This window comes from Thioalkalivibrio sp. ALR17-21, from assembly GCF_000420185.1.
Taxonomy (GTDB): Bacteria; Pseudomonadota; Gammaproteobacteria; order Ectothiorhodospirales; family Ectothiorhodospiraceae; genus Thioalkalivibrio; species Thioalkalivibrio halophilus.
On the sequence record NZ_ATUL01000011.1, the window covers coordinates 44,629 to 65,003 of the forward strand.

Consider the following 20,375-nt stretch of genomic DNA (forward strand, 5'->3'; position numbering starts at 1 on the left):
TCGCGCCATTGGAGCGTTATACAATAACGATATGATCCGACACGCCCTCTCTCGCAACCGCCGCCCGGGACGGCCCGCAGCGGTTCTGCTGCTCCTGCTCGGCATCCTGCTGCCCGCGCTCGCGCTGGCCGGCCACCCCCTCGGCGGCGGCCCGGAGCCCGACGCGGATGCCGATGCCACGGAACAGCCACCGCCCGCCGAAACGACGGGACCCGCCGATGCCCCGGACGCTCTTGCCGACGCCGGGCTCCCGGGAGGGAATGACGCCGGACCGCTGGAACGGCTGGTCGGCTGGGTCCTGCATACCCAGCGCCAGCTGCACCGCGAACTGACCCGGGGACTGCACGGGCTGCGCGACGCGCCATCGGCGCAGGCGGGCGCCCTGCTGATCCTCGTGAGCTTTCTCTACGGGGTCTTCCACGCCGCAGGACCCGGGCACGGCAAGGCGGTGATCACCACCTACCTGCTGACCCAGCCACAGAACCTGCGCCGCGGCATCGCCCTGTCGGCGGCGTCATCGCTCGCCCAGGGCGTCACGGCCATCCTGCTGGTCGGGCTGCTGGTCGGCCTGCTCGGCTGGCTGACACGCGAGACCCTGGGACAGGTCCGCCACCTGGAGATCGCCAGCTTCGCCCTGGTGGGACTGCTGGGCGTCTGGCTGATGGGGCGCGCCCTGCGGCAGGCCTGGCGGCGCCGGGCAGCCGCCGCGCACGGGCACGACCACGGACATGACCACGGGCATGACCACGAACATGACTGCGGCTGCGGCACCCCCCACCACGTCGACCCCGATCACAAGGGCACCTGGTGGGGCACCGTGCTGGCCGTGGGCATCCGCCCCTGCTCCGGCGCCGTGCTGATCATGGCAGTATCCGCGGCAGTCGGTCTGGTCTGGGCCGGCGTGGCGGCCGTGCTCGCGATGTCCGCGGGTACCGCCATCACGGTCTCCGTGCTGGCCATGCTCGCGGTCTACGCTCGCGACTGGACCCGGCGGCGTTTCACCGGCACCCGCGCCGCGCGCCTGGCCTGGATCGGGCCGGCCTTCGGCCTGACCGGCGGCGCGATCATCGCGGTGCTGGGCTTCAGCCTGGTGCTGGGGGCGGTGGCCGCGGGTCCGGCGATGCATCCGCTCGGCATGTAGGGCTCCCGCCCCGCGCTTGCCCCTGCCCCGCGCCGTCCTCTACTTTGCAGGGCAAGACCAGTCCAGCGAGACCGCGCATGTCCAACCCCCGGGTCCACCCCGCGACCATCCGTCCGGAAGACGCCCCCACCCTGCCGGCGCTGTTCCGCGCCCGCGTGGCCGCGACCCCCGATGCCCCGGCCTACCGCCAGTTCGACCCCGAACGCGAAGACTGGAGCTCCAGCAGCTGGGGCGAGATGGGCCGCACGGTCGACCGCTGGCAGGCTGCGCTGGCCACCGAGGGCCTGCGGCCGGGCGACCGCGTCGCCATCATGGTCGGCAACTCGCGCGAGTGGATCGCGGCCGACCTCTCCGCCATGGAGATGGGCCTGGTCACGGTCCCGCTGTACACCGATGACCGTCCCGAAAATGTCGGTTACATCATCGGCCAGACCCAGGCGCGCGCCCTGCTCATCGGCGACACGGTGCATGGCCGCCGCCTGCTGGAGCATCTGGAGAAGATGCCGTCGCTCAAGCGCGTGGTGCGCCTGAGCGACAGCGCGGGCACCTCGGGCGATCCGCGGGTCCTGCCACTGGAAGACTGGCTGCAGGGTGGCGACCCGGCCGCGATCCGCTATCCGGAACTGGACCCCGACGCCCTGGCGACCATCGTCTACACCTCCGGCACCACCGGACGTCCGAAGGGCGTGATGCTCTCGCACCGCAACATCCTGGAGAACGCCTGGGCCTCGTCCCTCACGGGCCCGCTCGGGCCGTCGGACCGGTTCCTGTCGTTCCTGCCGCTGTCGCACATGATGGAACGCACCGCCGGCTGTTACATGCCGATGATGGTTGGAGCCGAGGTGGCTTTCGCCCGCTCCATTCAGCTCCTCGGCGAAGACCTGCAGACCATCCGGCCGACGGTGCTGATCTCGGTGCCACGGATCTACGAACGCGTGCGCGGGCGGATCCGGGCCGGTCTCAGGCAGAAGTCGGCGCTCGGCCGCTGGCTGTTCGAGAAGACTGCCGCCGTGGGCTGGCGCCGGTTCGAACACCAGCAGGGCCGGGGTCGCTGGTCCCCCGCCTTCCTGCTGTGGCCACTGCTCGAGCGCGTGGTCGCGTGCAAGGTGCTGGACCGCCTCGGCGGCCAGGTCCGGTTCGCCGTCTGCGGCGGGGCACCGCTGCCGCCTCCGGTGGCGCAACTGTTCATCGGCCTGGGGCTGCCGGTGCTGCAGGGCTACGGCATGACCGAGGCCGGCCCGGTGGTCACGGTGAACACCCCGGATGACAACCTGCCGGCCTCCATCGGCAAGCCGCTGAAGGACGTCGAGGTACGCATCGGTGACAACCACGAGCTGCAGACCCGCTCGAACTGCGTGATGCTGGGCTACTGGAAGAACGAAGAGGCCACGCGCGAGACCATCGACGCCGACGGCTGGCTGCGCACCGGCGACCAGGCGCGCATCGACGACTCCGGCCATGTCTACATCACCGGCCGCATCAAGGACATCCTGGTACTGACCAACGGCGAGAAAGTACCGCCGGCGGACATGGAGATGGCCATCGGCCTCGACGGCCTGTTCGACCAGATCATGGTGGTGGGCGACGGGCAGCCGTTCCTCACCGCCCTGATGGTCCCCGAACCGGACGCCTGGCAGACCTTCGCCTCCGACCAGGGGATCGACCCGGCGACCGCGGGAGAACCACCGCGCAAGGTCGAGCGCGCCATCCTCGACCGCATCCACCACCAGCTGGAGGACTTCCCCGGCTACGCGCGCATCCGCCACGTGTACGTGATCCACGAACCGTGGAGCGTGGAGAACGGCATGATGACCCCGACCATGAAACTCAAGCGGCCGGTGATCCGGGAGCACTACCGCGAGGCGATCGAGACCATGTACAACGGCCGCGACCGCTGAAGGAAACGCTGATCAGGACGGTTCCCGGGATTCGCCGGCTTCCGCTGCGTCCCCCTCCCCGTCGCCGTCATCGTCGGCCTCGTCGGTCGCCAGTGACAGCCCGGCGTCGGTGGCCACGTCGGCCAGATCGCGGATCTCGTCCAGCGGCGGTAGCTGGTCCAGGGCCTGCAGTCCGAGGTCGTCGAGGAAGCTGCGGGTGGTGCCGTACAGCGCCGGCCGCCCCGGCAGCTCCTTGTGCCCCACCACGTAGATCCATTCCCGTTCCTGCAGCCCGCGCATGATCCCTGAACTGACCGCCACCCCGCGCACCGATTCGATCTCGGCGCGGGTGACCGGCTGGCGATAGGCGATGATCGCGAGGGTCTCCAGCAGCGCGCGCGACAGCCGCTGCGGGCGTTCCGGCCGCGCCGCGCGCACGCTGCCCGAGTACTGCGGCCGGACGCGGAAACGGTACCCGCCGGCCGAACGCACCAGTTCGATCGCGCGGTCGGCATAGCGCGTCTCCAGATGCGCCAGCGCCGCCTCCACCGACGCGCGGTCGACCTCGCCCGATTCCGCGCAGGCGGCGCGCAGATCGCGCAGGGATACGGGCTCGGTGGCGGCAAAAAGAACCGCCTCCAGGGTCAGCTCCAGCGCGTCGGGTGCCGGCGGCTCCGCCGCAGGCCCGGCGTGGTCGGGAACATCGTTGCTGGACATCGGCCCTCCCGGGCATGCCTGGACGAACCGCCGATTATAACGGTCGCGGCGCGCCCCGCATGCGCCGGAAGCGCAAATCGCGAAGCACTCTCCCCGTCATCGCGAGGGCCAAAGCCCTTATCCCGTCATTGCGAGGAGCCGAAGCTCTTACCCCGTCATTGCGAGGAGCCGAAGCTCTTACCCCGTCATTGCGAGGAGCCGAAGGCGACGCGGCAATCGCTCGAAATGGCCTGCACGCAGGAACAGGTGGCTGCGGATGGAGATCGCCACGTCGCTGCGCGACTCGCGATGACGAGGGGAGAGAGCTTCGCGACGCGCGGCTCACCGGGGCCTCACTGCGGCGGGCAGACACCGTCGCGACAGCGGGAACGCCAGCGCGAACGGGCGAACACGTTGTACACCCGGTCCATCAGCCAGACCACCGGCGGCAGCCGATGCAGCACCGCCCCCGCCACGCGGTAGTACGGCAGGTGCCGCCAGGTGGCGACGAAGGCGTAAGCCCCGCTCACCACCCGGCCGTGTTCATCCACCGCATGCATGCGCCGCATGGCGTCCTCCCACGCGATGCCGCGGGCTTCCAGCGCCGCGGCGTCCGCATGGATGTCCCGCCAGTCGATCCGGCCGGCCGTGTCCAGGCGCCGGTAGTGGCCGATCTCGCGGCGGCACAGCGGGCAACCGCCGTCAAAGAACACCACGGGCCGTTCGCGCGTGTCAGGCATGGCCGACGGGCCCGGTCATTTCATGGCGCGCCTCGGGCAGCGCCCGGAGTGCACGCTCCACCACATCGCGCGCGAGACCGCGGGTCATCTCGCCGTCGGCGGGGATCATTTCCGTGCGCACCGCCAGCGCCATCGCCAGCGCCTGCAACAGATCACCGTTGCAGGTGTCACCCAGCACCGCCACTTCGTGATCCACGGTGGTCAGCACGCGATCCAGCAACTGCTGCACGCGCACGGCCGAATCGGTCTCGGGATGCAGCGCGAACTCGAAGGTCAGCTGCTCCCCGCTTCCGCTGGTGTAGCGATACGGCAGGTATTCCATGGCTCGCCTCCTTGTTGTCTCTGATGGGCCGGAACGCGTCCGGCCGGCCTGTCGCGTGATCCGCGGCGAATGGCGATCTCCGTGATCCTTGGGCCGCGCGGAGGTCGCGGAGTTCGCCACAGCCGGACCTGTCCTGCGCTATTCTTGCTTCCGATGAAACGGTACTCCGGGTACAACCACCACGAAACCCCGATGGCGGAGGGGCGCCCGCGATGATGCTCCTGGGTCGACGTCGCCGCGCCCGGCCACCGGGGCCGCTGCACTACCTCTTGTGGCTGCTCGTCGCCCTGCTGGGGCTGGTGCTGGCCGCGGTGGTCGCGGTGCTGCTGTATTTCGCCCGGGTCGATCCACCTTACGGCATGGCGATGGTCACGGCCACCGACCGCGCGACCGCCTCCCGGCACCGCCCCCAGTGGCGCTCGCTGGACGAACTGCCGGACGCCGTGCTGCTGGCGGTGATCGCGTCCGAGGACCAGCGCTTCCCGCGGCACCGCGGATTCGACTGGTCGTCGGTGCGCCAGGCCCTGACCGACCACGCGCGCGGCGGACGCCTGCGCGGAGCCTCGACCATCACCCAGCAGACCGCCAAGAACCTGTTTCTCTGGCATGAGCGTTCCTGGCTGCGCAAGGCCCTGGAGGCGGGTCTGACCGTGGGCATGGAGGTGCTGTGGTCCAAGGAACGCATCCTGGAAGTCTATCTCAACCTGGCCCAGTGGGGAGCCGGCATCTACGGCATCGAAGCCGCCGCGCAGCACTATTTCGACGTCCCCGCCAGCGAACTGACGCCGCAGCAGGCCGCACGCCTGGCGGCCATCCTGCCGTCACCGGGAAGGCTCGACCCGGTCACTCCGGGCGAAGGTCTGGAGCGCCGCATCGCCTGGATCGAGGAACAGATGCGGGTGCTGGGCCCCGGCTGGCTGCGGCCCGTGCGCGAGCCCGGGCTTTAGCGGGACGCGCTGTAACCTTTACACTCGCAGGCCTTTCCTCCAACCCGTCCGAGGTTCCGCGTGCCCGCACGACTTCCCGTCCCGCATCGCCTCCTGGCCGTTCTCGTCTTCCTGCTGACCGCACTGACCCTGCTGGTCTCGGGCTCGGCGGTCGCGGACGAGACGCCGTCCTCCGCCGAAACACACGCCGCGCTGATCGAACTGCTGGAGGATCCCGAGGCACGCGACCGGCTGCTGGAAACCCTGCGGGCCAGCGACACCCCTGGGGATGAAGGCGCCGCGGACGCTGCACCGGAGAACGCCGACGAGGAAGCCGTGGCCCTGCCGCGGCGCATCGCCCGCATGACCCAGGGACTGGCCGAGGGGGCCGTCGCCGAGATCCGTACTCTGGGGACGGTCGTCGAGGACACCGCCGCACAGCTGCGGGCGATCGAACCGATAGCCTTCGGCATGGCAGTGACGGACCTCGCGCTCGTGATGGTTTTCACGCTGATCGTTTACTGGGTACTGCGCCGCGCCGTCTCGCCGATGTTCGGGGGGCTGAACCGCTGGGTCCTCAATGCCGCAGAACGGTACCGGCTGCTGCGCACCCTTCCCGGAGTCGGGCTGGCCGCGGTCATCGATTTCGTCGCCGTGGTTCTGGCCTGGATCGCGGGTTACGCGCTGGCGCTGTTCGTACTCGGCGAAACCGGCGCCATGGAGACCCGGCATTCGCTGTTCCTCAATGCGTTCCTGCTCATCGAGCTGGCGCGCGCCGCGCTGCGGCTGATCTTCGCGACCCGTTACCAGGGCCTGCGCCTGCTCCCCATGGAGGGCGAGGAAGCGGCCTACTGGAACGCCTGGCTGGCCCGCATCGTTTCCTATATCGGCTACGGCCTGCTGCTCCTGGTCCCGCTGACCAGCCTGCACATCTCGCTGGAGGCCGGACGCTCGCTGGGACTGCTGGTGATGCTGACCGCCTTCCTGTACGCCGCGACCATCATCCTGCAGAACCGCCAGCGGGTGCACGGCCGCCTGATGGTCCTGGCGAACCGTTCGTATTTCTCCTTCACCCGCATCACCACCGGCCTGCTGGCCCGTTTCTGGCACGTCCTGGCGCTGCTGTACTTCCTCGCCCTGACGGTGGTCAGCGTCGTGCGGCCCGAAGACGCACTGCCGTTCATGGCCACGGCCACCCTGCAGACTCTGATCGCCGCGTTCGTCGGCTTCTTCGTGGCGACCCTTCTGACCCAGATCATCGGGCGCAGAATCGCCCTTCCCGAAGAAACGCGGGAAAAGTTCCCGCTGCTGGAAACGCGCCTGAATGCCTACGTACCGAAGGCACTCAAGACCATGCGCCTGGTGATCCTGCTGATCGTGCTCGCGGTCATCGCCGACGGCTGGGGCGCCTTCAACCTGTTCGACTGGGTGCGTTCGGGTGCGGGCACGCTGATCCTGGGCACCGCCATCTCCGTCGCCCTGATCCTGCTCGGTGCGGCACTGGTGTGGCTGGTGTTCGCCAGCTGGATCGAGCACCGCCTCAACCCCAATACCGGCAACGGCGAACCCACGGCGCGCGAGCAGACGCTGCTGACCATCTTCCGCAATGCGGTCGCCATCGCGCTGCTGGTGTTCACGCTGATGATCGTCCTCGCCGAGCTCGGCATGAACATCGGCCCGCTGCTGGCCGGCGCCGGCGTGCTCGGCCTGGCGATCGGCTTCGGCGCGCAAAAGCTGGTACAGGACATCATCACCGGGGTGTTCATCCAGCTGGAGAACGCCATCAACGTGGGCGACGTGATCACCGTCACCGGCATCACCGGCACGGTGGAGAAGCTCACCATCCGCTCCCTCGGGATGCGCGATCTTGCCGGAACCTACCACCTGATCCCGTTTTCCTCGGTGGATGCGGTCTCCAACTACATGCGCGAATACGCCTACCACGTGGGCGAGTACGGGGTGGCCTATCGCGAGGACATCGACGAGGTCATCGTCCGCCTGCGCGAGGCCTTCGAGGAGCTCAAGCAGGACCCGGAACAGGGCCCCAACGTACTCGACGAGATGGAGGTGCACGGAGTCACCGCGCTGGACGATTCCTCGGTCAACATCCGTATCCGGATCATGACCGCGCCCGGCACCCAGTTCGGCCTGGGGCGCGCGTTCAACCGCCTGGTCAAGCGCCACTTCGACGCCGCCGGCATCGAGATCCCGTTCCCGCACACCACGCTGTACTTCGGCGAGGACAAGGACGGCTCGGCGCCGGCCGCCAACCTTCGGGTACTGGAATCGCGGCGCGTGCCCGAAGCGGATACCGACGATACCGATTACTCGCGGGACCGCCGGGCACGCCCCAATCCGAAGCACAAGGGCGACTACGACGAGGTCGACGAGTGACCGGCCAGTAACCCGCCGGACAGTGTACGCCCCGCAGGCCGCCGGGGGTTCTTGGACCGGCGGGCCGCTCCGGCGAAGATCATGGCATGCGTCTGCTGATCCTGGTCATACCGCTGCTGCTGCTCGTCGCCTGGCTGCCCGGGTGGTGGGTCCGACGCACGATGGAGAAATATCACCGCCCGGAGGACCGCTACCGCTACAGCGGCGCGGCCATGGCGCGCGATCTGCTGCACCGCCACGGTCTGACCCATGTGGACGTGGAGACCACGAAAGACGGCGACCACTACGATCCCGGCGACCGCACGGTGCGGCTGTCGCAGGAGAACTATCACGGCCATTCGCTGACCGCGGTCACCGTGGCGGCCCACGAGGTCGGCCATGCGGTGCAGCACGCACGGGGCTACCGCCCGCTGCAGCTGCGCGGCACCCTGGTGGCCGCCACCCGTCACGCCCAGCGGCTGGGCGCGATCCTGATGATCGGCATCCCGATCATCACCCTGATCACCCGCCACCCGGCGCCGGGCATCCTGTTCTTCCTGGCCGGCGTGCTGTCGATGGGCATGGCGGCGCTGGTCCATTTCGTGACCCTGCCCACGGAACTGGACGCGAGTTTCCGTCGGGCGATGCCGATGCTGCGCGAGGGCGGCTACCTGCACGAACCGGATTACCGCCACGCAGAGCGTATCCTGCGCGCGGCCGCGTATACCTATCTCGCCCAGTCACTCGCCAGTCTGCTGAACATCGCCTCGTGGTTCCGCTACCTGCGGCGCTGATCGGGCGAGTCGCCCGCCAATGGAACGCAAGGGCCTCCTGCGCGGTCTCTCCACCACCGCCACAGCCGGCATCATGCCCCGTTGGCGGGCCGACACCCGGCCCTCGAGGCTGTTAAGCTGTGGTTCATCACTCGCCTTCAGAGTGGCAAGAGACATCCTTTCAGGAGAGCAGTACGATGCAGAAACATTCCCGGTCGATCATCGGCCTGACCGCCGCCGCGGTCCTCGCACTGGCCAGCGGCATGGCCCACGCCCAGGGCATGGGCCAGGGCATGGGCGGCCAGCAACAGCAGGGCGGCCCCCAGGTGGAGATGCAGGAACTCCAGCAGACCCTCGCGCAGACCCAGCAGCAGGCCATCGAAAACAACCCCGAGCTGGAGCGCAAGGGCGAGGAACTGGAAGAGCTGGTTCTCGACAAGATGGAAGCCGCCGGTTTTGAACCGCGTTCCGATCTGGACACCCTGGAATCCGCCGAGGAAGGCCTGCGTGATCCCGACCTGAGCGCGGAAGAACGCCAGCAGCTGATCCAGTCCGAAGACGTTCAGCAGGCGCAGCGCAACCTGCAGGAAGCCCAGCAGGCCGTGGCCGAGGATCCGGAGATCCTGGACGCCCAGGAATCCCTGCGGGAAGACCTGATGAGCGCCATGCGTGCGGAAAACGCCGACATTGACGATGTCATCGAGCGCATGGAAGCCCTGCAGCAGGAAATGATGCAGCAACAGCAGCCCGGGGGTGGCGGTGGCGCGCCCGGCATGGCGCCCCAGCAGTAGGAGCCTGCTCGCAGGCGAACTCGCAGGCAGCCAGCAAGGCCCGGTCCTCTCAGGACCGGGCCTTTTTCATTGCGGCCCGTGGGATTCCCCGCGGGGACCGCGAGCTCAGGAGTCGGGCGGAAGGCGCCCGTGCGCCTCGGCCAGTGCCCGCATCTCGCCGGCACGTTCCCCGGGCACCCACTCCCAGTCAAAACGCCAGTCCCAGTTACCCTCCACCGTCCCGGGCCGGTTCATCCGGTGCCCGGCATCCAGTTCCAGCACGTCCTGCATCGGCAGGATCGCGATACGCGCCGGCGAGGCGTACGCCGTGCGGATCAGTGGCCAGGGCATGGTATCGGCCGCATCTTCCGGCTCCCCCAGGACATTCAGCACGTGCAGCTGCATGGGTTCATCCAGTGACGCGAACCAGCCCACGGTGGTGTCGTTGTCATGCGTGCCGGTATACACGGCGCTCATCTCGTCATGATTCGCCGGCAGGTACGGGTTGGCCTCGCCGCCCTCGAACGCGAACTGCAGGATCCGCATACCCGGGAAGTCGAACCGTTCACGCAGCGCGGTGACCTCCGGCGTGATCACCCCCAGATCCTCGGCCAGCACCGGCAGGTACCCGAGTTCGTCGCCCAGCGCCTCGAAGAATGCCGCGCCCGGCCCCTCGAACCAGTAGCCCCGGATGGCATCCGGCTCCTCGGCCGGGATCGCCCAGCTCGACTCGAAACCACGGAAATGGTCGATGCGCAGGGCATCCACCGTCTCCAGCGCACGCCGAACGCGGCGAATCCACCAGGCATAGCCGGTCTCGGCCAGACGGTCCCAGCGGTATTGCGGATTGCCCCAGCGCTGTCCGGTCTCGGAGAAGTAATCCGGCGGGACCCCGGCGACCGTGCGCGGCTGCCCGCGCTCATCCAGATCGAACAGATCCCGGTGGCTCCAGACGTCCGCGGAGTCATGGGCGACGAAGATCGGCATATCCCCCAGCAGCAGCAGTCCACAGTCGTTCGCGTGGCGGTGCAGTGCGCGCCACTGATCGGCGAACGCGAACTGCACGAAGCGGACCTGCTCCAGCGCCTGCGCTTCTTCGCGGGCCACCCGCGCCAGGGCCTCCGGCTGGCGATCGCGCAGTTCCGGATCCCATTCCCACCAGGGGCGATCGTCGTGGCGCGCACGGATCACGCAGAACAGCGCGAAATCGTCCAGCCAGACCGGCCCCTGCTCCTCCAGAAAGACGCGGTACGCCGCATGCAGGGCATGCTCTTCCCGCGCCACCGCGGCACCGGCCCGTTCCAGGAGTTCCTCGACCGCCCGCCCGTCATCGACGATCCCGGTCGCCTCCGCCAGCCGCGCCGGATCGATCATCCGCGGATCACCGGCAAAGGCCGAGATGCTGGCGTAGGGAGAGCCGTCGCTCTGCACCGGGTGCAGCGGCAGGACCTGCCACAGGGTGAAACCCGCCGAGGCCGCCCAGTTGACGAACCGGAACGCCTCGTCGCCCAGGGTCCCCACCGAATGCGGGCCCGGCAGCGAGGTCGGGTGCAGCAGCACGCCGGCACGCCGGCGCTGCAGCAGCGGATTGGAATGCTGCGTTTCTTCCATCAATCAGTCCTGCCCTTTCCGCATGGTCCCTCCGGCAGCCGGATCGCCGCCGCCCACCGACAGCACCTCGTCCAGGGCCTCGGGCACCGCCAGTCCGGCCAGCTGGTACAGCCGCGCCAGGTGGCGCCGATAGAGCTGTTCGAAATCGCTCACCGAACCCGCCGGGTTGTAGGCCCCGAACCACCAGCACCAGTCGGACCCCTCGCAGATCGCGAGCTGTTCGCGCAGCTCCGGGGTATCCAGCGAAGGATCCGCCGCCACGGCAGCATCCACCGCGTTCCGGGCCTCGATCAGCCGGTCCCAGCCGCGGTTCTTGTCGGGATCGCCGATCCAGGTGGAAAACGTCCCGTAGACCCAGGAACCGGCAACCAAGGACGGGAGCTCGACAGGCGCCGCACCCCCGGAAGTCGTCGCATGGGCGCACACGTCGTCGAAGGTGCACAGGTTGAGCCGCTCGTGCTGCGCCAGGGCCTGGTACAACCCGCTGAGGAAATAGAAGCCGTTCTCGGGGTAGTACTCCCATGCGTTCTCGCCATCGAGGACCACCGAAACGACGCTGCCGGCCGGAGCAACCTCGGCGATGTTCCCGAGGTGATGCACGAAATCGGCCACCGCATCGTCAGCGTGCCAGTCCGCATAGCGAAAACCGATCGCGTCGGACAGCCCGTCATCGCGGAAATACAGGGCGATGTCGGTATCGCGCAGGCGGTACCCGCGATGCAGCCAGCCCTGCAGGTCGCGGGGCCCGTCTTCCTCGCCCTCGCCCTCCCCGTTGCCGTTGTCCTCCGCGTCCGGTGCGCTGCCGGCGGCTTCCAGGCTGTTGCCCAGCACACCCTGGCCGCTGGCCGTCCATCGCAGGCCGTATTCGTCCAGCAGGCGGATGGTGGCCTCGCTCAGGCTGCCCTCGGACGGCCAGCAGCCGGTCGGGCGCATGCCGAAGTGCTGCTCGAACACCTCCAGGCCCCGCTCGATGTGCCAGCGCACCCGGGCTTCCCCGTCCGGATACGCCGGTGCCTCCGGCAGTTCGGCCTCGGGCATGGCCTCACGGGCCGATGTCAGATCCTGCAGCAGCGGCATGATCGGATGCGCGTAAGGGGTGAACGACAGCTCCACCCGCCCCTGCTCGGCGAGCTTGCGATAGCGCGGGATGACGTTGTGCAGCTCGTCGCGCAGGATCTCCAGCAGGCGTCGACGCACCCCGGACTCGAAGCCGGATTCGGCCTTCAGCCAGCCCTGCAGTTCGGGCCGCGCGCGGCGCACGGTCTCGCCGGTCCAGGCCAGGTGATAGCAGGTGGCCAGGTCCTGGAAGAAGCGCCCGTCCAGATGCGCCAGCAGGAGGTCATCCTCCAGCGCCTGCCGACCGATTGCCGCCAGGCACGCGAACAGCGGGAACGGATCGATCATGCGCGGTGCATGGGCACGCAGGCAGGCGCGGATGATCTCGCGGCGCTGGTCCGGCTCCACCGGGACAATGTCCATATGCAGCATGTCCAGCACCGGATCCCCGACGGGCTCACAGGACTTCAGCGCCCGATCCACGCGTTCGGCATAGTCGGCGATCTGCTCCAGCAGGATGGGTGCGAAATTCACCACCGCCCGGGCCCGCGGGCAGGCCTCCAGATGAGCCGCCATGTCGGTGTAGTCCTTCAGGGCATGGAGATAGGTCCACGGCAGCACGTACTCCCTGCGCCCGCTGTCGAAGTACTGCGGCTGATGCATGTGCCAGCACAGGACCACGTCCAGCTTGTGCGGGACGCGGGCGAGGGCCTTCGAGGCGCGCTCAGCGGACATGGTGACGCGCCTGGCCGAGCATCTCCGGGGTCACCACACGCACGCCCCCGGGCGAGACGTAGTAATCGCGGGCATCGGCCTCGTCGTCCAGTCCGATCTCGGTCCCCGGCGGGATGCGGCAGGCCTTGTCGATCACTGCGTTGCGGATCACGGCGTTTTCGCCCACCTGCACGTCGGGCAGGATCACCGAGTTCTCCACCTCACCGCAGGCGCTGACCTCCACGCTGGAGAACAGCAGCGAATGCCGCACCCGGCTGCCGGAGATGATGCAGCCCCCGGAGACCATCGAGTCGATCGCCATGCCACGGCGATCATCGTCATCAAACACGAACTTGGCCGGCGGGAGCTGCTCCTGGTAGGTCCAGATCGGCCATTCGCTGTCGTACAGATTGAGTTCGGGGGTCACGCCGATGAGCTCCAGGTTGGCCTTCCAGTAGGAATCGATGGTGCCGACATCGCGCCAGTAACCCTGACGCTGGCCGGCCTCGTCGCGGAACGGATAGGCCATCACGCGGTGTTTCTCGATGATGCGGGGGATGATGTCCTTGCCGAAATCGTGGCTGGAGAAGGTGTCGTCGGCATCCTGAATGAGTTGCTCGAACAGGAAATCGCGGTTGAAGACGTAGATCCCCATGGAGGCCAGCGAATGGGTCTCGCTGCCCGGGATGGTCGCCGGATCGTCGGGTTTCTCCTCGAACGAGGTCACGCGCCCCTCGGCATCCACGCCCATCACACCGAACCCGGTGGCCTCCTCCTTCGGCACCTCCAGGCAACCCACGGTCATGTCGGCCCCGCTTTCCACGTGCTGGGCGATCATCTGTCCGTAGTCCATCTTGTAGATGTGATCGCCGGCGAGGATCAGCACATAACTGGGGGTGTGCTGCCGGATGATGTCGACGTTCTGGTAGACAGCGTCGGCAGTCCCCGAATACCAGGAGGTCTCGATGCGCTGCTGCGCCGGCAGCAGTTCGATGAATTCGCCGAACTCGCCGCGCAGGAAGCTCCAGCCGCGCTGGATGTGCTGGATCAGCGAATGCGCCTTGTACTGGGTCAGGATCGCCACCCGGCGGATCCCGGAATTGATGCAGTTGGACAGCGGGAAATCGATGATGCGGAACTTGCCGCCGAAGGGTACGGCGGGCTTGGCCCGCCACAGCGTCAGTTGCTTGAGTCGCGACCCGCGACCTCCGGCGAGCACCAATGCCAGGGTTTCCCGGGTCAGTCGGCTGACGAACCGTTGCGGCTGAGGGTTCATAGGCCCATCCTTGCAGAAAGCTGCTGGTTGCGGGTTTCCCCGCGGATTCCGTTGACCGGCTCCACTCTACGTGAACCGGATGCCTCGAGTATGACAACTGACCGGAACAATTGCATTACGGAAGTCGCGGATGAAATCCGCCGTCTGGCGCAGGCCCGTCTGCACGACGCACACACGGTCCTGGGGGCCCACGCCCTTAACCGCCAGACCACCTGCTATCGCGCCTGGTTCCCGCAGGCCGACGAGGTCTGGCTGGTCCCGGAGCCCGAGGCCCCCCCTGAGCCCATGGACACCACCGACACCCCCGGGCTGTTCGTCTGGAAGGGCGCCTCGCGCAAGCTGGCGGAGCATCCGGAGCTGCGCTGGCGTCCGGCCGGCCACAAGGAGATCGTCAGCGTCATCGACCCGTGGAGCTTTGCCCCCAACATCCCGGATTTCGATCGCCACCTGTTCGGCGAAGGCCGCCACTGGCACGCTCACCGCATGCTCGGCGCGCACTGCGAAACCCGCGACGGGATCGACGGCGTGCGTTTTGCCGTATGGGCGCCGGCGGCCGAGCGCGTCAGCGTGGTCGGCGACTTCAACCACTGGGACGGGCGCTGCCACCCGATGACCGTGCACGGTTCCAGCGGCATCTGGGAGCTGTTCATCCCCGGGGTGGGTCCGGAGACGCTCTACAAGTACGAGATCCGCAACCGTGACACCGGCGAGCTGCGCCTGAAGTCCGACCCCTACGCGGCCGCCTATCAGGTGCGTCCCGAGACCGCCTCCCGCGTTCTCGCCCGGAGCCGCTACACCTGGAACGATCGCGAATGGATGGACAACCGGGATCCCGAAGCCTGGAAACACCGGCCGATGAGCATCTACGAGGTGCATCTGGGCTCCTGGCAGCGCAGCCCCGACGGCGACTGGCCGAACTACGCCGAACTCGCCGAACGCCTGGTGCCGTATGCCCGCGACATGGGCTTCACCCACCTCGAGCTGCTGCCGGTCACCGAGCACCCGTTCGACGGCTCCTGGGGCTATCAGTCCACCGGCTTCTTCGCGCCCACCTCGCGTTTCGGCGACCCGGACGACTTCCGCCGCTTCGTTGACACCGCCCACCAGGCCGGTCTGGGGGTGATCCTCGACTGGGTGCCGGGGCATTTCCCGCGCGACGACTTCGCCCTCGCCCGCTTCGACGGCACCGCGCTGTACGAGCACGAGGACCCGCGCCTCGGCGAGCACCGCGAATGGGGCACGCTGATCTTCAACTACGGCCGTCCCGAGGTGCGCAACTTCCTGCTGTCATCGGCGCTGTGCTGGATCGAGGACTTCCACCTCGACGGCCTGCGGGTGGATGCGGTCGCCTCCATGCTCTATCTCGACTACAACCGCGAGGATCACGAGTGGATCCCCAACATCCACGGCGGCAACGAGAACCTGGAGGCGATCGAGTTCCTGCGCGACGTCAACGAGACCGTGCAGACCGGCCACCCCGGCGTGGTGATGATCGCCGAGGAATCCACCGCCTGGCCCGGCGTGAGCCGGCCGCCGTCGATGGGCGGGCTGGGCTTCACCATGAAGTGGAACATGGGCTGGATGCACGACACCCTGACGTATTTCGGCATGGACCCGATCCACCGGCGTTACCACCACAGTCAGCTCACGTTCGCGCAGATCTACGCCTATTCGGAGAACTTCCTGCTGCCCTTCTCGCACGACGAGGTCGTCCACGGCAAGCGCAGCCTGCGCGGGCGCATGCCCGGCAACGAGTGGGAGCAGCATGCCAACATGCGCCTGCTGTACGCCTGGCAGTGGCTGTACCCGGGCAAGAAATTGCTGTTCATGGGCCAGGAGTTCGGCCAGGGAACCGAGTGGTCGGAGGCCGGGGAACTGGACTGGTACGTGCTGCAGTACCCGCTGCATCAGGGCCTGCAGCAGCTGGTGAAGGACCTCAACCGGGTGTATCGCGAGCAGCCCGCGCTGTACGGTCGCGAGTTCGAGCCCGATGGCTTCGCCTGGCTGAATGCCGACGACGCCGACAATTCGGTGCTCAGCTTCGTGCGCCGTGACGTGGAGGGCCACGAACGCATCGTGATCCTCAACCTGACGCCGGTGGAACGCAGCGCCTACCCGATCCCGAGCCCGCGTTCCGGGACCTGGCGGGTCATGCTGAACACCGACTCGGAGTTCTACGGCGGTGCCTCGCGCGGCCCGCTGCAGTGCGAGGCCACGACCGAGGCGTATCACGGCCAGCCGGCCACCCTCCACGTGGACCTGCCGCCGCTGACCGCCCTGCTGCTGGAACCGACCGGAGGCTGAAGCCCCGGGCGCCGCCGGGGGCCCGGGCGAGAGGCGTCCGTCAGGACGCCATCCGCGCGCGAACTTCCGGCTGCGTCACCGGGTCGCCCAGCCGGGCCTCCATCGGCCCGGCCTCGCGGGTCAGGGCCCCGGACAGAGCGAAGCCCGCCAGGCGGCCGTCGGCATGGAAGTCCATCCGGCGGCCACCGGCATCACCCTCCACGAGTACCCACTCACCTGCGGCCGCATCCGCGGCCGACGGCGGGCAGACCTGCATCGGCACGCTGGTGGTCTTGACCTGCACGGTTCCGGCGTCCGGTTCATAGCGCGCCGTTCCCCCGGCCAGGCGATCCGCGATCACTTCCGCCTGGGCCCGCAGCGTACCCACGTAGGGGCGCAGGACGCCGTCGTATTCGGCGCAGTCCCCGAGGGCGCGAATCGCCGGATCGGAGGTCGCCAGCGTGGCGTCCACCCGGATGCCGCGCCCGCAGTCCAGGCCGGCCCCGACAGCCACGTCGATGTTCGGCCGCAAACCGAGGGCGGTAATCACGACGTCCGCTTCCAGGGTCTCGCCACCGGCCAGTTTCAGCCGGGACGCCACGGGACCTTCGCCCGGCGCCGGCACGGCATGCAGACAAGCCACCGAGGTCCCGGTGTACAGGGCGATCCCGCGCTGCGCCAGTGCAGCCGCCAGGTCATCCCCCAGCTCGGGCGGCGCGAGCCGCGCCAGCGGGCGCTCGGCCATCTCGATCAGATCCACCGAATAGCCACCGGCCGTCAGATCATCGGCCAGCTCGCTGCCGACCAGCCCCGCGCCCACGATCGCCACGCGGGCCCCGGGTTGCAGTTCCGCACGCAGCGCGCGGTAGTCATCCAGGGTGTTCACCACCCGCGGCGGGGGTCCGTCACCCGGGATGTCGAGCCGTATCGGGCTCGCGCCGGTCGCCAGCACCAGATCGCCGTAGGGAATGCCGCCGCGCGGGGTGATCAGGCGCCGGCGTTCACGGTCGATGTCCAGCAGGCGCACGTGCGGCAGCAGCTCGACGCCCAGGCGCGCGGCCCGCGCCATGCCGGATTCCTCCATCAGGTCGTCCGGGTCCACGCCGCGCGCACAGGCCGTGGAGATCCGCGGTTTGGTGTAATAATCGCCGCGATCCCCGGTCACCAGACGAATACTGCGCTCCGGGTCGCGGGCGCGCAGTTCCTCGGCCATCGCCCAGCCGGCCATGCCGCCGCCGACGACCACCACCGCATCCGGGTCATCCGCCAGCGGGGTGCGCCAGGCCTGCGCCGCTTGTGCCTCGACCGGGTCCTCGGCACGCGGCTGCAAACGGTCGAAATCGGCCTTGGTGACGTTGCAGTCCGGGCAGTACCAGTCGTCCGGGATGTCCTCGAACCGGGTCCCCGGTGGCAGACCCGAGTCCGGGTCGCCCTTCGCCTCGTCGTAGATGTAGCCGCACACGCGGCAGATGTAGCGTCGATATTCGGTTTCGGCTTCAGCAGACATCACGCAACCTCCGGCAGACTGGCGACAATGGCCTCGCACAGCGGATCCAGTTCCTCGCCCAGGGCATCCAGGTCGGCGCTGCCCCAGGGGGCGAAGACCTCCGACGGGCGCCGCGCCGTTACATGCAGCTGCTCGCCGTCGCTCCAGACATGGATGCGCAGCGGGATGTCGATCCCCGCGGGCTTGCAGGCCTCCCACACGCGCAGGGCATAGCGCGGATGAAAGACCTCGAGGATACGGTCGACCGGGACCTCGGCCCCGATCATCGCGGCATTGGCCTGGCCGTTGATTTCTCCGGCCACGCGCAGTCCCTGCGCCTCCACGGCCTCCTTCAGGGCGGCCACGGCCGCTTCGGCATCGAGTTTGGTGGTGGTTTCCAGCATGATGTCTCCTCCGGGCGCCGGTCAGTGGGCGTGGATACGCGCCAGCTCCTTGCGCAGGTGCTTGATGGCGGGCGTAACGATGGCCACGAAATAGGATTCGCGCAGCTTGCGCTGGGCGGCCGCGCTGGACAGGTAACCGCGCGCCCCGCTGTGCAGCAGCGCCGACTGCGAGGCCCGCAGCGCCAGTTCCGAACCGGTCAGACGCATCTGCAGCACGTCGGCAAAGAAGGCGTCGCTGGTGTCGAAGGGATCGCGGGCCAGGGCATAGGTCGCCTGGCGTGCGTCTTCCAGGACCTCCTCCAGCTCGCCCGCCTGGTCATCGAGATAGCCGTTCACGTGCGACAGGGTCTCGTTGGCCTCGTGCATGGTGTTGATGCAGCCCTCGATCAGGCCCAGGCCCATGCCCATCTGCAGCAGCACGAAACCGGGACGGATGCGCTGGATGTACTCCGGCAGCGGATCCGCCAGCACGTGCTCGTCGGGCACGAACACCCGGTCGAAATGGCAACCGAAGGTGCGCGAGCCCTCCAGGGCGATGAACTCGGGGCACGGAGTCAGGCTGAAGCCGGGGTCGGCGCAGTTGATGACCGCCATCAGCGGACGCGGGTTGTCATCGGTGGTACGGAAGATCGCGCCGAAATAGTGGTCCTCGCCCAGATTCGACACCCACGGCAGCGCCCCGGACACCACGTAGCCGCCTTCCACACGCTCGGCCGAGAGCTTGAGCTCCTCGATACTGGCGAACCACTTCATCGGATTGGACAGCGCGGTGGCGCCGAACGCCTCGCCGCCGGCCAGCTTCGGCAGCACCTCGCGCTTGAGCGTGGAAGAATCGCTGTTCTCCACGTACCAGGCGCAGGCGTTCTGGCACCAGGCAACGAAGCCGGTGGTCATGCATTCGGCGGAGATCACCTCCTCGGCGCGAATCGCGGACACCAGGTCCGGGACCCCCGCGGGGTTCTGGCTGGCCAGATGGGCATTGAACGCACCCAGCTGACCCGCCTGATGCAGGAATTCCTCGGGGTAATGGCCGTCACGGTCGATGCGGACGGTGAGCGGGGCAAGCTGCCCCGCCACCAGGTCCCGCAGCCCGTCCTCGGCGTACACCGGTGCGGAGACCGGCGCCACCCCCGTTGCTTGTTCACGGGTCTCGAGCATTACGGGTCTCCTCGGCCTCAGGCCTTTTCCACGGCCACGTTGACCGGGTTGCGCATGGTGTTGGCGACCGGCGACCAGAAGTCGGCGTGCGCCACCAGTTCCTTCAGCTCTTCCTCGCTGGCATCGCCCTCGAGGTCGACCTTCACGCGGATGTCGGTGAAGCCCAGGCGCTTCGACTTGTCGGTGTCGCCCACGCCCCAGACCGCGGTCACGTTGATGTCGCCCTCCAGCGAGAGCTCCAGCTTGGTCAGGGTGATGCCGCGATCGATGGCGTTGGCATGCATCCCCACCGACAGGCAGGCTCCCAGGCTGGCCAGCGCGGCCTCCGAGGGATTGGGGGCGGTGTCGTCGCCCAGCAGATGCGGCGGCTCGTCGATCACGTGGGCATCCAGGTCGCGCACGTAGGTCAGGTTGCGGAACTTGCCCTCGCACACGGTGCGCGCCTTGAGGGTCACGACACTGTCGGGGTTGGACTTGCCCTTGTCGGCGAGCTTGTTCAGCCCGTCCTGGTCGATGGGATCCAGGGCATTCATGGAAATCGTGGTGGTGGCTTCTGCGGTCGACATGATCAGGTCTCCTGACGGTTGTTTGGTCACTGCCCGAACCTTTGTGGCCGGGTCGCCAGTCCCGTTGCAGAAGCCGTGCCATGTTGGCCCCGATGGCGCCATGCCGCGGTTTTCGGCCGATCGGCAGTCCATCCGGGGAGATTGCCCTGACCCGCAGTCGGACAAAGCGGACACTTTGTCCGCACTTTGCACCAACATTGTCG

17 protein-coding genes are annotated in these 20,375 nt (G+C 68.3%); 7 read left to right on the forward strand and 10 right to left on the reverse strand.

Annotation, left to right across the window (positions count from 1 at the left end; all coding sequences use genetic code 11):
• The first annotated feature begins 31 nt into the window (after window positions 1–31).
• Both G020_RS0107525 and G020_RS0107530 read left to right on the forward strand, forming a co-directional pair.
• Entirely contained in the window at window positions 32–1,141 is a 1,110-nt protein-coding gene (locus tag G020_RS0107525; protein ID WP_024329164.1) for a nickel/cobalt transporter, read from the forward strand.
• A 77-nt stretch (window positions 1,142–1,218) separates the two neighbouring features.
• Window positions 1,219–3,039, forward strand: coding sequence for a long-chain fatty acid--CoA ligase (locus G020_RS0107530; protein WP_024329165.1), 1,821 nt, complete (start codon window positions 1,219–1,221; stop codon window positions 3,037–3,039).
• Window positions 3,040–3,051: 12 nt separating this feature from the next.
• Here the strand turns inward: G020_RS0107530 and scpB are convergent, their stop codons facing one another.
• From scpB to G020_RS0107545, 3 genes are all read right to left on the reverse strand, one after another.
• Window positions 3,052–3,735, reverse strand: coding sequence for an SMC-Scp complex subunit ScpB (scpB, locus tag G020_RS0107535; protein WP_024329166.1), 684 nt, complete (start codon window positions 3,733–3,735; stop codon window positions 3,052–3,054).
• Between the two features lie 332 nt (window positions 3,736–4,067).
• Window positions 4,068–4,454: a thiol-disulfide oxidoreductase DCC family protein gene (locus G020_RS0107540; RefSeq protein ID WP_024329167.1), complete on the reverse strand. Its 387-nt coding sequence runs from the start codon at window positions 4,452–4,454 to the stop codon at window positions 4,068–4,070.
• A complete protein-coding gene (locus G020_RS0107545; protein WP_018947672.1) occupies window positions 4,447–4,776 on the reverse strand; it encodes a hypothetical protein in 330 nt (109 codons plus the stop codon). The genes G020_RS0107540 and G020_RS0107545 overlap by 8 nt, the downstream gene beginning before the upstream one ends.
• 212 nt (window positions 4,777–4,988) lie before the next feature.
• Here G020_RS0107545 and mtgA point away from each other — a divergent pair, with 212 nt between their 5' ends.
• From mtgA to G020_RS0107565, 4 genes are all read left to right on the forward strand, one after another.
• Complete coding sequence (mtgA, locus tag G020_RS0107550) at window positions 4,989–5,723, forward strand: monofunctional biosynthetic peptidoglycan transglycosylase (protein ID WP_029681238.1); 735 nt, start codon at window positions 4,989–4,991, stop codon at window positions 5,721–5,723.
• Window positions 5,724–5,783: 60 nt separating this feature from the next.
• Window positions 5,784–8,096, forward strand: a complete 2,313-nt coding sequence (locus tag G020_RS0107555) for a mechanosensitive ion channel domain-containing protein (RefSeq protein ID WP_024329169.1) — start codon at window positions 5,784–5,786, stop codon at window positions 8,094–8,096.
• An 86-nt stretch (window positions 8,097–8,182) separates the two neighbouring features.
• The gene (locus tag G020_RS0107560; protein WP_024329170.1) at window positions 8,183–8,869 is read left to right on the forward strand and encodes a zinc metallopeptidase; all 687 of its coding nucleotides are present in this window, start codon (window positions 8,183–8,185) and stop codon (window positions 8,867–8,869) included.
• A gap of 176 nt (window positions 8,870–9,045) precedes the next feature.
• Window positions 9,046–9,639 carry a hypothetical protein gene (locus G020_RS0107565; RefSeq protein ID WP_018947668.1) on the forward strand — a complete coding sequence of 198 codons (594 nt, stop codon included), beginning with the start codon at window positions 9,046–9,048 and terminating at the stop codon, window positions 9,637–9,639.
• 105 nt (window positions 9,640–9,744) lie between these two features.
• On the opposite strand, the gene malQ is transcribed toward G020_RS0107565, so the two are convergent.
• From malQ to glgC, 3 genes are read right to left on the reverse strand one after another with little or no spacing between them, the layout of a single operon-like run.
• On the reverse strand, window positions 9,745–11,229 hold the full coding sequence (malQ, locus tag G020_RS0107570) for a 4-alpha-glucanotransferase (RefSeq protein WP_024329171.1): 1,485 nt from the start codon (window positions 11,227–11,229) through the stop codon (window positions 9,745–9,747).
• Between the two features lie 3 nt (window positions 11,230–11,232).
• Entirely contained in the window at window positions 11,233–13,020 is a 1,788-nt protein-coding gene (locus G020_RS0107575; protein WP_024329172.1) for a glycoside hydrolase, read from the reverse strand.
• The gene (gene glgC, locus G020_RS0107580) at window positions 13,010–14,275 is read right to left on the reverse strand and encodes a glucose-1-phosphate adenylyltransferase (RefSeq protein WP_024329173.1); all 1,266 of its coding nucleotides are present in this window, start codon (window positions 14,273–14,275) and stop codon (window positions 13,010–13,012) included. Before glgC ends, G020_RS0107575 begins: the two co-directional genes overlap by 11 nt.
• Before the next feature lie 90 nt (window positions 14,276–14,365).
• On the opposite strand from glgC, the gene glgB reads away from it, so the two are divergent.
• Window positions 14,366–16,579: a 1,4-alpha-glucan branching protein GlgB gene (glgB, locus tag G020_RS0107585; RefSeq protein WP_024329174.1), complete on the forward strand. Its 2,214-nt coding sequence runs from the start codon at window positions 14,366–14,368 to the stop codon at window positions 16,577–16,579.
• Between the two features lie 40 nt (window positions 16,580–16,619).
• Here the strand turns inward: glgB and G020_RS0107590 are convergent, their stop codons facing one another.
• The 4 genes from G020_RS0107590 to G020_RS0107605 are packed head-to-tail and all read right to left on the reverse strand — an operon-like array spanning window position 16,620 to window position 20,172.
• Window positions 16,620–18,065, reverse strand: coding sequence for an FAD-dependent oxidoreductase (locus G020_RS0107590; RefSeq protein WP_024329175.1), 1,446 nt, complete (start codon window positions 18,063–18,065; stop codon window positions 16,620–16,622).
• On the reverse strand, window positions 18,065–18,448 hold the full coding sequence (locus G020_RS0107595) for a DUF302 domain-containing protein (RefSeq protein WP_024329176.1): 384 nt from the start codon (window positions 18,446–18,448) through the stop codon (window positions 18,065–18,067). Before G020_RS0107595 ends, G020_RS0107590 begins: the two co-directional genes overlap by 1 nt.
• Before the next feature lie 21 nt (window positions 18,449–18,469).
• Window positions 18,470–19,606 (reverse strand): acyl-CoA dehydrogenase family protein, encoded by a 1,137-nt coding sequence (locus G020_RS0107600; protein ID WP_024329177.1) that lies wholly within the window; start codon window positions 19,604–19,606, stop codon window positions 18,470–18,472.
• 17 nt (window positions 19,607–19,623) lie between these two features.
• Window positions 19,624–20,172: an OsmC family protein gene (locus G020_RS0107605; RefSeq protein WP_019022332.1), complete on the reverse strand. Its 549-nt coding sequence runs from the start codon at window positions 20,170–20,172 to the stop codon at window positions 19,624–19,626.
• Between the last annotated feature and the right edge of the window lie 203 nt (window positions 20,173–20,375).

What these genes read in the sequence shown, in the direction of transcription:
- glgC (WP_024329173.1), bottom strand. Translation starts at nt 14,275, where the DNA reads ATGAACCCTCAGCCGCAACGGTTCGTCAGCCGACTGACCCGGGAAACC.
- G020_RS0107575 (WP_024329172.1), bottom strand. Translation starts at nt 13,020, where the DNA reads ATGTCCGCTGAGCGCGCCTCGAAGGCCCTCGCCCGCGTCCCGCACAAG.
- G020_RS0107530 (WP_024329165.1), top strand. Translation starts at nt 1,219, where the DNA reads ATGTCCAACCCCCGGGTCCACCCCGCGACCATCCGTCCGGAAGACGCC.
- G020_RS0107540 (WP_024329167.1), bottom strand. Translation starts at nt 4,454, where the DNA reads ATGCCTGACACGCGCGAACGGCCCGTGGTGTTCTTTGACGGCGGTTGC.
- G020_RS0107595 (WP_024329176.1), bottom strand. Translation starts at nt 18,448, where the DNA reads ATGCTGGAAACCACCACCAAACTCGATGCCGAAGCGGCCGTGGCCGCC.
- G020_RS0107525 (WP_024329164.1), top strand. Translation starts at nt 32, where the DNA reads ATGATCCGACACGCCCTCTCTCGCAACCGCCGCCCGGGACGGCCCGCA.
- G020_RS0107605 (WP_019022332.1), bottom strand. Translation starts at nt 20,172, where the DNA reads ATGTCGACCGCAGAAGCCACCACCACGATTTCCATGAATGCCCTGGAT.
- mtgA (WP_029681238.1), top strand. Translation starts at nt 4,989, where the DNA reads ATGATGCTCCTGGGTCGACGTCGCCGCGCCCGGCCACCGGGGCCGCTG.
- G020_RS0107560 (WP_024329170.1), top strand. Translation starts at nt 8,183, where the DNA reads ATGCGTCTGCTGATCCTGGTCATACCGCTGCTGCTGCTCGTCGCCTGG.
- scpB (WP_024329166.1), bottom strand. Translation starts at nt 3,735, where the DNA reads ATGTCCAGCAACGATGTTCCCGACCACGCCGGGCCTGCGGCGGAGCCG.
- G020_RS0107590 (WP_024329175.1), bottom strand. Translation starts at nt 18,065, where the DNA reads ATGTCTGCTGAAGCCGAAACCGAATATCGACGCTACATCTGCCGCGTG.
- glgB (WP_024329174.1), top strand. Translation starts at nt 14,366, where the DNA reads ATGACAACTGACCGGAACAATTGCATTACGGAAGTCGCGGATGAAATC.
- G020_RS0107545 (WP_018947672.1), bottom strand. Translation starts at nt 4,776, where the DNA reads ATGGAATACCTGCCGTATCGCTACACCAGCGGAAGCGGGGAGCAGCTG.
- G020_RS0107600 (WP_024329177.1), bottom strand. Translation starts at nt 19,606, where the DNA reads ATGCTCGAGACCCGTGAACAAGCAACGGGGGTGGCGCCGGTCTCCGCA.
- G020_RS0107565 (WP_018947668.1), top strand. Translation starts at nt 9,046, where the DNA reads ATGCAGAAACATTCCCGGTCGATCATCGGCCTGACCGCCGCCGCGGTC.
- malQ (WP_024329171.1), bottom strand. Translation starts at nt 11,229, where the DNA reads ATGGAAGAAACGCAGCATTCCAATCCGCTGCTGCAGCGCCGGCGTGCC.